The organism is uncultured Actinomyces sp. (assembly GCF_963526355.1).
Classification (GTDB): domain Bacteria; phylum Actinomycetota; class Actinomycetes; order Actinomycetales; family Actinomycetaceae; genus Actinomyces.
On record NZ_CAUROW010000025.1, the window covers coordinates 19,096 to 31,708 of the forward strand.

At 68.8% G+C, this 12,613-nt stretch carries 8 protein-coding genes; 5 read left to right on the forward strand and 3 right to left on the reverse strand.

Going from position 1 to position 12,613, the window contains the following annotated elements:
• The first annotated feature begins 268 nt into the window (after positions 1-268).
• Positions 269-2,947, forward strand: coding sequence for an ATP-dependent chaperone ClpB (clpB, locus tag RWR81_RS07240; protein ID WP_314456351.1), 2,679 nt, complete (start codon positions 269-271; stop codon positions 2,945-2,947).
• A gap of 113 nt (positions 2,948-3,060) precedes the next feature.
• Here the strand turns inward: clpB and RWR81_RS07245 are convergent, their stop codons facing one another.
• Positions 3,061-4,104, reverse strand: a complete 1,044-nt coding sequence (locus tag RWR81_RS07245; protein WP_314456353.1) for a DUF3152 domain-containing protein — start codon at positions 4,102-4,104, stop codon at positions 3,061-3,063.
• A gap of 899 nt (positions 4,105-5,003) precedes the next feature.
• Here RWR81_RS07245 and RWR81_RS07250 point away from each other — a divergent pair.
• A complete protein-coding gene (locus RWR81_RS07250) occupies positions 5,004-5,810 on the forward strand; it encodes a helix-turn-helix domain-containing protein (protein ID WP_314456355.1) in 807 nt (268 codons plus the stop codon).
• 141 nt (positions 5,811-5,951) lie between these two features.
• On the opposite strand, the gene RWR81_RS07255 is transcribed toward RWR81_RS07250, so the two are convergent.
• On the reverse strand, positions 5,952-6,632 hold the full coding sequence (locus RWR81_RS07255; RefSeq protein WP_314456357.1) for an HAD family phosphatase: 681 nt from the start codon (positions 6,630-6,632) through the stop codon (positions 5,952-5,954).
• A gap of 220 nt (positions 6,633-6,852) precedes the next feature.
• On the opposite strand from RWR81_RS07255, the gene RWR81_RS07260 reads away from it, so the two are divergent.
• Positions 6,853-7,863 (forward strand): LacI family DNA-binding transcriptional regulator, encoded by a 1,011-nt coding sequence (locus RWR81_RS07260; RefSeq protein ID WP_314456358.1) that lies wholly within the window; start codon positions 6,853-6,855, stop codon positions 7,861-7,863.
• A gap of 94 nt (positions 7,864-7,957) precedes the next feature.
• Here the strand turns inward: RWR81_RS07260 and RWR81_RS07265 are convergent, their stop codons facing one another.
• Positions 7,958-10,783, reverse strand: coding sequence for a GH32 C-terminal domain-containing protein (locus tag RWR81_RS07265; protein ID WP_314456360.1), 2,826 nt, complete (start codon positions 10,781-10,783; stop codon positions 7,958-7,960).
• Between the two features lie 241 nt (positions 10,784-11,024).
• On the opposite strand from RWR81_RS07265, the gene RWR81_RS07270 reads away from it, so the two are divergent.
• Together RWR81_RS07270 and RWR81_RS07275 are read left to right on the forward strand one after the other, a co-directional pair.
• Entirely contained in the window at positions 11,025-11,324 is a 300-nt protein-coding gene (locus RWR81_RS07270; RefSeq protein ID WP_314456362.1) for a PspC domain-containing protein, read from the forward strand.
• 520 nt (positions 11,325-11,844) lie between these two features.
• Positions 11,845-12,613, forward strand: a 769-nt coding sequence (locus tag RWR81_RS07275) for a nitrilase-related carbon-nitrogen hydrolase (RefSeq protein ID WP_314456364.1), incomplete at its 3' end; no start/stop codon positions are given.

Sequence of the window (12,613 nt, forward strand, 5' to 3'; positions counted from 1 at the left end):
GGACGGTTGCTGTGTGTGGCTGCGGAGCCGATCAGCCTGCGATGTCGGTGCTGCTCCCCTTGCCCTGCGGCGTCGAACGATGGTGAGTCAAGAGACCGGACTCGCTGGGGGCGGGGGCGATCGTTGCCGGTGACGGGAACGGGCTCGCCTGAGGGAGTAGTCCACGCCACTGCCCACTCAAGAAGTTGAGTGGAATAGACTCAACTCTGTGAAGGTTGAGATGGCCAGAAGAAGACACAAGGCGTGACCACCCTCAAAGGAGATCCGTATGGACACCAACTACACCACCAAGTCGCAGGAGGCGATCGCCGGGGCCATGCAGGCTGCCGCCGCGGCCGGCAACCCCCAGATCGAGCCGGCGCACCTGCTCGTCGAGCTCCTCTCCCAGCCCGACGGCGTCGCCGCGGGACTCCTGGCCGCCGTCTGCCCCGACACCGCGGCCCGCCAGGCCGTCGGCGCCTCCGCGCGCCGCCTCCTGACCCAGCTGCCCGCCTCCTCGGGCTCCTCGATGACCCAGCCTCAGCCCTCGCGCGCCCTGCTGGCCGCCCTCGAGGCCGCCTCGGCGGTCGCCAAGGAGCTGGCCGATGAGTACATCTCCACCGAGCACCTGCTCATCGGCCTGGCCAAAGGCGACGCCTCCGGCTCGACCCCCACCGTGGCCCGCGCCCTGGCCGACGCCGGCGCCACCCCGGATGCCCTCATCGAGGCCCTGCCCCAGGTTCGCGGCTCCTCGCGGGTGACCTCCGCCAACCCCGAGGGCACCTATAAGACCCTCGAGAAGTACGGCACCGACCTCACCGAGTCCGCCCGGGAGGGGCGCCTCGACCCGGTCATCGGCCGTGACGCCGAGATCCGCCGCGTCGTGCAGGTCCTGTCCCGGCGCACTAAGAACAACCCCGTCCTCATCGGGGAGCCCGGTGTCGGTAAGACCGCCGTCGTCGAGGGCCTGGCTCAGCGCATCGTGGCCGGCGATGTCCCCGAGTCCCTGCGCGGCAAGCGCCTCATCGCCCTGGACCTGTCCGGGATGGTGGCCGGCGCCAAGTACCGCGGCGAGTTCGAGGAGCGCCTCAAGGCCGTCCTCAAGGAGATCAAGGACTCCGACGGCGAGGTCATCACCTTCATCGACGAGCTGCACACCGTCGTCGGAGCGGGCGGTGGCTCCGAGGGCGCGATGGACGCCGGCAACATGCTCAAGCCCATGCTGGCCCGCGGCGAGCTGCGCATGGTGGGCGCCACCACCCTGGACGAGTACCGCGAGAACATCGAGAAGGATCCCGCCCTGGAGCGCCGCTTCCAGCAGGTCTTCGTCGGTGAGCCCAGCGTCGAGGACACCGTCGCCATCCTGCGCGGTATCGCCCCCAAGTACGAGGCCCACCACCAGGTGACCATCTCCGACGGCGCCCTCGTGGCCGCCGCGGCCCTCTCCGACCGCTACATCACCGGTCGCCAGCTGCCGGACAAAGCCATCGACCTGGTCGATGAGGCCGCCTCGCGCCTGCGCATGGAGCTCGACTCCAGCCCCGTCGAGATCGACGAGCTGCGCCGCCGCGTGGACCGCATGCGCATGGAGGAGGCCTACCTGGACGAGTCCATCGAGGACGTGGCCAAGGCCGACCCGGCCGACGTCGACCGCCTGGAGCGCCTGCGCGCCGAGCTGGCCGACGCCTCCGAGGAGCTGGCCTCGCTCAACGCCCGCTGGGAGGCCGAGAAGGCCGGCCACAACAAGGTCGGCGAGCTGCGCGCGGCCCTGGACGAGATGCGCACCCGCGCCGACCTGGCCGAGCGCGAAGGCAACTTCGAGGAGGCCGGTCGCTTGCGCTACGGCGACATGCCGGCCCTGGAGCGCCAGATCCGTGAGGCCGAGGCCGCCGACGACGCCGAGGAGGCCGCCGGTGAGCCGATGATCGCCGAGAAGGTCGGCGCCCCCGAGATTGCCGAGGTCGTGGGCTCCTGGACCGGGATCCCTGTGGGCAAGCTCCTTCAAGGGGAGACCGAGAAGCTCCTGACCATGGAGGAGGTCATCGGCGAGCGCCTCATCGGGCAGAAGGCCGCCGTGGCCGCCGTGGCCGACGCGGTGCGCCGCTCGCGGGCCGGGATCTCCGACCCCGACCGTCCCACCGGCTCCTTCCTCTTCCTGGGGCCCACGGGTGTGGGCAAGACCGAGCTGGCCAAGGCCCTGGCCGAGTTCCTCTTCGACGACGAGCGCGCCATCGTGCGCATCGACATGTCCGAGTACTCCGAGAAGCACTCCGTGGCGCGCCTCGTGGGTGCCCCTCCCGGGTACGTCGGCTACGAGGAGGGCGGCCAGCTCACCGAGGCCGTACGGCGTCGGCCCTACTCCGTGGTCCTGCTCGACGAGGTCGAGAAGGCCCACCCCGAGGTCTTCGACATCCTTCTGCAGGTGCTCGACGACGGCCGCCTCACCGACGGCCAGGGGCGTACGGTCGACTTCCGCAACGTCATCCTCGTCCTCACCTCGAACCTGGGCAGCCAGTACCTCACTGACCCGCTCACCAGCCCCGAGGAGAAGCGCAACGAGGTCATGAGCGTGGTTCAGGCCTCCTTCAAGCCGGAGTTCCTCAACCGCCTCGACGACATCATCGTCTTCGAGGCCCTCTCCAAGGAGGAGCTGGGTGAGATCGTCGAGATCCAGCTGGCCCGGATCGCCAAGCGTCTGACGGAGCGGCGTTTGAGCCTGGAGGTGACCGACGCCGCCCGCAGCTGGCTGGCCGATGAGGGCTACGACCCCGCCTACGGGGCCCGGCCGCTGCGCCGCCTCGTGCAGCGGGAGATCGGTGACCGTCTGGCCCGCATGCTGCTGGCCGGGGAGGTCCTCGACGGGCAGAAGGTCGTCGTCGACAAGGTCGATGGCAGCGACGGCCTCACGCTGCGAGCCGAGGGTGAGGCGCACCTGCCCTCAGCCTCCTCGGCGGCGTCGCCGGCCTGAGCCGGGACGGTCGACTGGTCTCATCGACCCGATCGGACCGACGAGTCAACGAGGGGGTGGGTCCGCCGCGCAGGTGGACTCACCCCCTCTTGCTGCCCGTAGCGGTGCGTATCTCAGCCGGGCTGGCTGTCCTGAGTGGGCCAGGCGTTGAACACGCAGCCTCCGGCGATGTCGTGGCTCTGCTGGGCCATCAGGGGGGCTTTGAGGCCGGCTCCGGTGCAGAACTCGTGCTCGTGACCGAGGAAGTGGCCCACCTCGTGGTTGGTGACGTAGGTACGGTAGGAGTCGACGTCGGGGTAGGTGATGGCGCCCCAGTTCCAGCGGTCGGAGTTGATGACCACGTTGTTCGCGTTGCGACAGCTCCACATGCCGGAGGTCTCCAGCGGCGAGCACAGGGCGTCGGCGCTGGGTGGTGTGGCGATGTTCAGCGCGAAGTCGGCGGCGGCGGGATCGGCCACCGGCTCGAAGGACGTGCTCTGCGCGGTGGGCCAGCCGCGTTCGTCGTTGAGAATGTGCTCGATGATGGGGGCCGCTGCGGCGGCGTCGACATGCGTTCCGCCCTCGACCTGGAGCACGTAGCGGTAGACGGTTCCGGCTGCGGGTCGGGAGACAGGCACGGCCGGGGCGATCGTCCAGGTGCCGTCGCCGACGGCGTCGGAGTGGGCGAATCCCTCGGCGTCCAGCCGCGGGGGCGGCAGTGACGAGGTCGATGGGGTGGGTGACGCGGATGGGGAATCCGTCGGCGAGGCCGACTGGCTTGCTGACGGCCTGGCGGACGACGCCGCTTCCGCTGGAGCCGGGGAAGGCGTTGTGGAGACGCCGGCGCTCAGAGGTAGGGCGAAACCGGGGCGCAGGCCCCAGATGCGCACGCCGGCGATGACGATGAGGACCACCGCTACCATCGCGATGGCGCCGTAGAGGAGCCGGCTGCGGGCACGGCGGAGCCGACGCTCCCGCCGGGCGACGACCAGAGCGCGACGGCTGGTCGGATCCGGGGTGTCCGACGAACGGCGGTGCGTGGAATGCTGCCCGGCCGGGCTGCGATGTGGGACGCCGGAGGGGGTCGCCCGGCGTCCGGGAGCCGATGAGGAGCTGCGGCTGGGGCCCCGCCTGGGGCGGGAGGGGCGCCGCGGCGGCTGCGGGGGCAAGGGGCGCATATCGCCCATCGTAGGGGGCATGAGGCCGGTTAACCTGCCGGGAGGTACCCCTGCGCGCGCAAGGTCACATGCGGTCGTCAGGCGCCGAAACCGTCCTGTGGGGCGACTTTCGGTTGATATCTCACAACGAAAGTAGCGTACTGGCGCATGTCGGGTCTCCATCGGTGATCATCCGCTGTCTGGGCGCCATCCCGTCCAACAGCTCGGGCCCCGACAGGATCCGCACTTGTTGATGGAGAGGTGGATGTTTTCTGGTCTCGACGCATGGCGTCATCGTCTCCCGCGGTTCGACGTCGGGGTGCCGCCTCTCTGCTGGTTCTCCATGGCCCGCCAGGTCGCCAGTCCCAGGCCTGAGACACCGACCCTGATCCCGGTAGACGTCATGTGCAGTACGTAGTACCTCGACGTTCTCAGCGCGGAACGAGGACCGGATGTCGTCGTTGGAGGTGGCGGCTCCTCACGAGGGTGTGCCGGTGGTCGTCATGAGCGTCAGGCATGGGTCGAGTGTCCTGGGTGCATGGGTCCAGCATGCGGTGCGGGTGGTGCGCCGGCCCATCGGACTCGCAAGGACCGCTGTCGATATTTGAAACGGAAACAAGATTGTCGGAAGTGTTATGAAACCGTGATGTTAGTGGGTGAACCATGCGAACCTGCACGTCCGCGCAAGAATCTCTGGGCATTGAATGAGTGTGTGGATGGGCAGGGAGTCCAGCAGTTGCAACAGACCACCCGGTCGGGGGTGTCTGCGCTGGTAAGGGCCGGTTAATTATGTGAAAACAGAGATCAAGTCGTCACTCACGTCACGGGTAGGCCACGTGGAGGTCACACTTGAGCGGATTATTCCGAATACCGCCATTCTGCCTTGCAATTCCCTTACTGGAAGGTGCCATGATTCGGCCATGAACACTGTCAGTACCCCGACTCCACCTCCAGCTGCCCCGGCTAGGCGGCGTGGACCCGGGCGCCCCCGAGCGGGCAGTGAGGACAAGCGCGTGCGCATCCTCAATGAAGCCGTGATTCTCTTCGGAGAGCGCGGATATGCCGGCACCTCCCTAGCCGACATCGCCAATGCGGCGGACATTTCCAAGGCCGGACTGCTGCACCACTTCTCCTCCAAGGACGAACTCTTCGCCAAGGTACTTGAGCGTCGTGACCACGAGGACGCCCTGAGTATCCTCGTGGACTCCCCGACAGCCGAGGGCGACGCCGCCGAGGCCCCCGTGGACACCGTCGGCAACGTGGACGCCCTGGGGACCGCGGGCTCCGTCGCGGAGATCGGCACTGACCCTTGGGTCCTGCTGGACCGCTACATCGAGCTGCTCGAGCGCAATGTCGCCCACCGTGATCTCGCGGCGATCTACACGGCCACGGCGGTCTCCGTCCTTGACGCCGCGCACCCCGCGCACCGCTGGATGGCCGACCACCTCAATGGCGCCGTTGAGCGATTCGAGTCCAGCTTTGAGGACGGCAAGGCCGCCGGGCTCGTTGACCCGCAGATGCCCTCGCGTCTGGTGGCACGCAGCTTGGTCGCTCTCACCGACGGGCTCCAGCTGCAGTGGCTGTGCTCGACGACCCCTGAGACGGCTGCAGCGGACTTCCTGGACACCGATCTGGTGGCGGAGATCCGCCTCTACGTCGACTGCCTGCGAAGCCAGTGGGCGCTCCAGGAGAACCCGGAGACCCCACAGCGGCCCAAGGCCGCCTGAGGCGGTTGAAGCCTGCAGCTGAGACCTGCTTCTGAGCGATCCTCATAATTCGTCCATATCCATCCCATCCGGCTCGGGAACCCTGTGGTTCCCGAGCCGGTCCTATATGCATGACCGGGACCGGCCGTTGCCCGGCCCGCGTCAGCGCTGCGCCCACAGCAGCAGGTGTGGGGTGATCGAGGCCAGGTCCGGGACGACGACGAGGCCGGGGTCGGCCGGAAAGTGTTTTTGCGACCCGATCTGCACGACGTGGATCCCGTTGCCCCTCGCTGAGGCCGCACCTGTGGGCGAGTCCTCGACGACGACGCAGTCCTCGGGGCTTAGGTCGAGGCGTTCGACGGCCGTGGCATAGGGCAGCGGGTCGGGCTTGGCCCCGACACCGTCGTCACCGGTCACCAGGACCGCGAAGACATCGCCGAGGGCCGAGGCCACCCTCTCCACGATCCTGCGCGGCGAGGCCGAGACAATCGCCTGGGCCAGCCCCACCTCCGCCAGCGCCGAGGTGATTCGCAGCGCCCCGGGCAGTAGGGGAGGGGCGGCGCTCACGGAGGCCTCGACGTCGTGCGCTATCGCGGTGAAGACCTCTTGTGTGGCCGGATCGTCCCAGGATCGCGTGGCGCCGGTGGCGGCGATGAGCTCGCGGGCCTTGCGAATCGAGGCGCCCGTCATCTGGGCGACGAGCTCGGGGCGTGGATCGCCGCCCCATGCCTGGCAGTGGTGGATGAAGGCCTCGTCCCAGAAGGGCTGGGAGTCCATGAGCGTGCCATCCATGTCCCACAGGACGGCGCGTACCGTGAAGCCAGGGGGCGAAGTCGTTGTCACGGACTCAGGGTAACGGGAAGGTGGTCTGGCTCGCAGAGCAATGGAGAGATATGGAGAAGATATCGTCCAGAGACCCGGCTGCCGCTGGTCAGAGTTACGCGCCGTGAGGTCGTCCTGGCAGACTGCCCCCGAGCCGTTCGACGGTGCAGGTGCCGGACCGGTGAAGCAGGCCGGGCGCAGACGGCCGGCTGAAAAGCCGCAGGGGATGGGAGGAGGTGCAGTGAACGACACCTACAGGACCACCATGGAGGACGTGGCCCGGGCGGCGGGCGTCTCGCGCACCACGGTGTCCTTCGTCCTCAACAATCGCGACGGTGTCCGCATCGCCCCGGAGACGCGCGAGCGCGTCCAGCAGGTGGCCGCCGAGCTCGGCTACCGCCCCCACGGTGGGGCTCGCGCACTGGCCTCGCGCCGGTCCTCCCTCATCGGGCTGGTCTCCGAGATCGTCACCAGTCCCTTCGGTGCCGCTACGATCCGTGGAATCCAGGACGCGATCCGGCGTGCCGGATACACCCTGTTCATCGTGCCGACATCCACCGAGGCGGACGTGGACTCCGAGGCCTTCGAGACGCTCCTGAAGTCCCGGGTCGAGGGCATCATCTACGCCACCGGGTGGAACTGCCTGGTCCGAATGCCCGTGCAGGCCCACGAGATCCCCACCGTCCTGGTCCACTGCACCGACCCGGTCTCCGGCCTGCCCTGCGTGCGCCCCGACGAGGAGCAGATGGGGCGCCTGGCCGCCCAAGCCCTCCTGGAGGGGCACCACCGGGACATCGGCGTCATCGAGCTGGACCCGAAGGACGGCGAGGCGGCGCCCGGACGGCGCGTCGGCTGTGAGGCCTACCTGGAGCGGGCCGGCATCCCCTGGAACACGGTGAGTGTCGCCGTCGGCCATGGCACCACCCGGGGTGGGTACGCGGCCGCCGCTCGCCTCCTGACGGATCGCCCCTGGCTCACCGGCCTGGTGTGTGGCAACGACCGCATGGCCATGGGCGCTTATGACGCCATCCGCGAGCGGGGCCTGCGGGTACGTGAGGACGTGGCCGTTATCGGGATTGATGACCAGGAGCTCATCGCCGACCAGGTCCACCCCGCTCTGACGACCGTGGCCCTCCCCTTCGAGGAGATGGGGAAGGTCGCCGTCTCCCTCCTGCTGGCCCTCATGGAGGGGGAGGAGGTGCCCGTCGAGACCCTCCTGCCCGGGAAGATCGTTCGCCGCTCCTCGGCCTGAGCCAACAGACGAGGGACATGTCTGCGCGTGCGGGTGCAGGAATCCTGTCCCCGACGGCGTCGAACGCCCCCGGCCGCAGGAGTGGCGATGGCGCTCAGGCCCGCCGACGGCGCAGGCGCATCACGTAGGCGCCGATCGCGGCGGCCGCCGCGCCCAGAACGCCGAGCGTCAGGGACGTGCCGGTGCGGGCAAGTGGGAACCTGCTCGACTCCCCCTTGCCTGCGGCGGCTGGAACCGGGCTCGCCGATGCTGTCGGGGCCCTGGTCTGGCCGTGGCGCTGCCTCGGCGCGGCCGGCTGCCCCGGGCCGGGGGAGTCGGGGCCATCGGCGACGCCGCCGGCATCCTTGGCCGACCCCAGGTGCCACAGGCTCAGGCTGCTCAGGCGGGCGGTGCCGCCCTCGGCGTGGAGCGAGACGTTCGTGGCGTCCTGTTTAGGGTAGACGGTCTCGGTGATGACGGGGGTTCCATCGGCGGCGAAGACCTCCACGGAGTGAGCGTCGACGACGATGCGCAGGTGGACCTGGCCTTTGCTGTCCGGCGAGAGCGGGGCGGTGGCGCGGTTCGGGAACTTCGCGGAGAAGTCGATGATCCCGGAATGGGTGCGGTCCACGACGACCTGCTTGGTCTCGGCGTCGTACCCGATGAGGGTGTACTGCTCACCGTTGTCGAGGACCTTGAGACCGGCGAAGGAGGAGGTGCCGGGGCTCAGGTCCACGCTGATGTCCAGAGAGCCGCCCCGGGCGGCCTGACCGAGGGAGGCGTCGCCCGCCGGGACGTCGATGTCCTTCCGGGTCACCTCTTGGCCGGTGCGCAGGGACTCCAGGGCCGTCACCGGCTGGGCGGTGAGCCGCAGCCTGCCGTCGACCCGGGTCAGTCCCAGCTCACGCACCGTCGACATGGCGGTGCGCCAGGTGGTGGTGGGAAGGTCACGCACATAGGCCCAGTTGCTCATCCAACCCACCTGGTAGCGCTTGCCGTCGGGGGCGTCGTTCCAGGTGACGGCCGCGTAGTAGTCCTTGCCGTGGTCCAGGCGGGGGACGACGTCGGCCCCGGAGAAGGCCTTCGTGTCTGACTGGACGATCTGGTCGACCATGAGGTGGCCCCAGTCCTCGGCATTGCCGTTGTGGTCCTCAATGACGAGCCGGGCCTTGCGGCCCTTGTAGGCCGAGACGTCCATGCTCGTCCAGTCCAGGTTTCCGGAGTTGTTGCCGGTGGCGGAGGCGACGACCTTGCCGTCGACGACGAGGTTGACCGAGGTGTTGTCCGCGAAGGGGGAGGCCTTCGTGTCGGAGGCGCGCACCTCGTCCAGAAGAATGTGTCCCCAGCCTCCGGTGGCCGTGTCGGTGACGACGATCTGGGCGGACGTGCCCTTGAGATCGCTGACGTCCCAGCTCTGCCAGTTGAGCTCCTCCAGGTTGCGGCCGGTGGCCGTGCGCACCACCTTGCCGTCGACGACGAGCTCGACGACGGTCGCCCCGGAGCCCCCGTCAGCACCGCCCTCGGGGCGCGGGTTGCTGCCGCCGCCCATGAGGAGGTTGAGATAGGCGGAGTCGATGGTGAAGGTCGGCGAGGTCGCGGTGCCGGTGGTGGCGTCCGAGCCCTGTCCGTTGCTGACATCGAAGTAGGTGTTGAGCAGCCCGGCGCTGGAGTGGTTGACCAGCGGTTGCTGGCCGGGGGTGGCGCCCTGAGGGGGCGTGGTCCCGAAGGCGGTGCCCTCCACGGTCCAGCCGTCCCAGGAGCCGTCGAAGCCGGCCAGGAGCTTGCCGCCGCCGTTGTCACCGGTGGCCTCGGGGTTGTAGGGGTGCTTGCCGCCGGCAGTGCGCAGGTTGATGTAGGACGAGGAGACCGTGAACTCATCCGAGGTCAGCGTGCCGGTATCGGCGTCTCCGCTGCCGAAGGAGTCCACGTAGGCCTTGCCCTGGTGCCCGGGCAGCTCCCCGGTGGCCGGGCCCGAGCCGAAAGCGGCGCCGTCAGCCTTCCAGCCGGTGTAGCCGTTCTCGAAGTCGGCCAGGATCGTGCCCTCCTCGCCGGTGTAGTGGGGGATCTCCTCGGGTGTGAAGGTGGATCCGTCCCAGCTGCCCACGAAGTACTGGGCGGAGTCGGCCACCGTGACCACGAGGACCCACTTGACCTCCTTGGAGTCGTCGTCGACCGGCATCGGGAAGAAGTCCGGGCACTCCCACACCGCCGAGGTGATGCCCTCCCCGCCGAAACTGGACTGCTCGGTCCAGTGGATGAGATCAGGGGAGGAGTAGAAGGAGACGCGGTGCTCAGTGGCGTGGGAGACCACCATCGTCCAGCGGTCGGCCGTCTCGTCCCAGAAGACCTTCGGGTCGCGGAACTCGTTGGAGCCGATGTCCAGGACCGGGTCCCCGTTGTTGTACAGGCTCCAGGTGCGGCCCTTGTCGGTGGAGTAGGCCAGGGACTGGGACTGGTTGCCGCCGACGTCGGCCCGCGTCCACACTGCGACCATGGCCGGGTTGTCCGGGCTGCCCAGACCGGAGGTGTTCTTGGTGTCGATGACCGCCGAGCCGGAGAACACCCCGTACTGGGAGGTGTACGGGATCGCCACGCCCAGCTCCTCCCAGTGGACCAGGTCCTTGGAGACCGCGTGACCCCAGGACATGTTGCCCCAGTCCGAGCCCTCGGGGTTGTACTGGTAGAACATGTGGTACTCGCCGTCGTAGTAGACGAGCCCGTTGGGGTCGTTCATCCAGTTCTTCTGCGGGGTGTAGTGGGCCTGCGGGCGCCACTGCTCGCCGGCCTGGTCGGCGTTGGGATCCGTCGGGGCGGCAGGGACGAGCCGAGTGGTCGGGTGGGCCGGGCCGGTCGCGGATGCGGGCATGGAGGCCAGTGTCGCCCCTGCGGCGAGCAGGCAGAAGGCGGTCAAGGCGCTGAGCGGTCGGACGATCCGGCTCATGGCATATCCTCCGGGGAACGGGGTCGGCTGGGAACGGGGGCGGATGCGTGGCGGCACAGACAGAACGGAGGCCCGAGTGAAGCCCCCGGTCTTGCTCGTTAACGCGCGTTAGCGACAGTAATAAACTACGCGGGCACCTGCTTTCGATCAAGCAGTCAGGGATGAGGGGCGAGAAACATCAGGGGCTTGTCAGGGTGATCCCCGATGGTGGAGGCCGGTTCTCCTCGGCCAGACTTGTGGCATGACACAGCAGCAGTACCCCGGTCAGTTCAGCCAATCCTCCCGCCCCGGGGGTGACGCCGGCGCCTCCTCGGGGCGGGCCGGCGAGTTCTATCGCTTCCGCAGTTCATTGCCTCGCCGTTCCCGCGAGTACCGCATCCTGGGTGGTGTCTGCGGAGGCCTGGCTGAGGCCTGGGGCATGCCCGTGACCGCAGTGCGTGTCGGAGTGGTCCTGGCAGGCCTCCTACCCGGTCCCATGTGCCTGGCCTACATCGCGGCCTGGTGCCTCATGCTCGAGGAGCCCGCGCCCGCCCGGTACTGATCGATGCCGACCTGGTCGGGGATGGTCGGATCGGCTGAAGTCGTCCGACGGCGTCTGTCCGCCGGCCGTCCGACGGTCGTTAGCGCCGCCACAACACGACCCGCGTCAGAGTTGAGACCACTGAAAGCCACTCATGACAACCGGACCGTTCGGGTCCACTGAAAGAAGGTGATCGCCGTTTCCTCACTGCTCTCATCCTGTTGTCTCTCCGTCACTCGCTTTCTCCTGGCATGCGCCCGCCCTCGCCGCCACCGGTTCCACGCGGTGCTTCAGGCGTATGCGTGAGTGCAGGACTGCGCCCACCTCGCCGCCCCGGTTCCACGGGTGACGTGGTGGGCGCAGCTCGCCGCTGGACTCGCTCATCGCCTCACTGCTCCGGGGCTTTCCACGCGGCCGGGTGCGCCTCGATCCAGACGGGTGCCTTCGAGGCGTGCGAGTCCCCCCGCGAGTGAGACACTAACCGCGGGAGGTCTCGCAGGAAGGCGCCGTCGATGGGAGGATCGGCCCTGTGACCGAGACTATGAATGATGCCGTGGATGAGGTCGTGGATGACACCGTGAGCGGCGCCGTGACCGATATCGAGTTCCTCTCCGCCTACGACCAGGGCTTCGCCCGCGTCGCCGCCGCCACCCTGCCGGTGATACCCGCCAACCCGGCCGCCAATGCCGCCGCCATCATCGAACAGGCCCGGACCCTGGCCGATGACGGCGTCTGCCTGGCCGCCTTCCCCGAGCTGTGCCTGACCGGCTACGCCATCGACGATCTCCTCCTGTCCGACGTCCTTCTGTCCGATGTGCTCACCGCCATCGAGACCCTGCGTGCCGCCAGCACCGACCTCCTGACCGCCCTCGTCGTCGGCGCCCCCCTGCGCCTGGGCGAGCGCCTCTACAACTGCGCCCTGGTCATCCAGGGCGGGCGGGTGCGCGGCGTTGCCCCCAAGTCCTACCTGCCCACCTACCGGGAGTTCTACGAGAAGCGGCACTTCGCGCCCGGTGACGCCCTGCCCTCTGGGGTGGAGAGCATCGAGCTGTCAGGTGTGCGTAGCGGCTCCGGCTCCGGCTCCAGCGCCGAGAGCGCCGACGGTGTCGGGCCCTCAGCGCGGGTCCCCTTCGGGGCGAACCTCCTGTTCGATGTCGACGACGTCCCCGGCATGACCTTCCACGTCGAGGTCTGCGAGGACATGTGGGTGCCTGTCCCACCCTCCTCCGTGGCGGCGCTGGCCGGGGCGACGGTGCTGGTCAACCTCTCCGGCTCGCCCATCACGGTGGGGCGGGCCGAGGACCGCGAGC

Coding starts and splice junctions, on each gene's coding strand:
- clpB (WP_314456351.1), top strand. CDS start 269: ATGGACACCAACTACACCACCAAGTCGCAGGAGGCGATCGCCGGGGCC.
- RWR81_RS07245 (WP_314456353.1), bottom strand. CDS start 4,104: ATGCGCCCCTTGCCCCCGCAGCCGCCGCGGCGCCCCTCCCGCCCCAGG.
- RWR81_RS07250 (WP_314456355.1), top strand. CDS start 5,004: ATGAACACTGTCAGTACCCCGACTCCACCTCCAGCTGCCCCGGCTAGG.
- RWR81_RS07265 (WP_314456360.1), bottom strand. CDS start 10,783: ATGAGCCGGATCGTCCGACCGCTCAGCGCCTTGACCGCCTTCTGCCTG.
- RWR81_RS07270 (WP_314456362.1), top strand. CDS start 11,025: ATGACACAGCAGCAGTACCCCGGTCAGTTCAGCCAATCCTCCCGCCCC.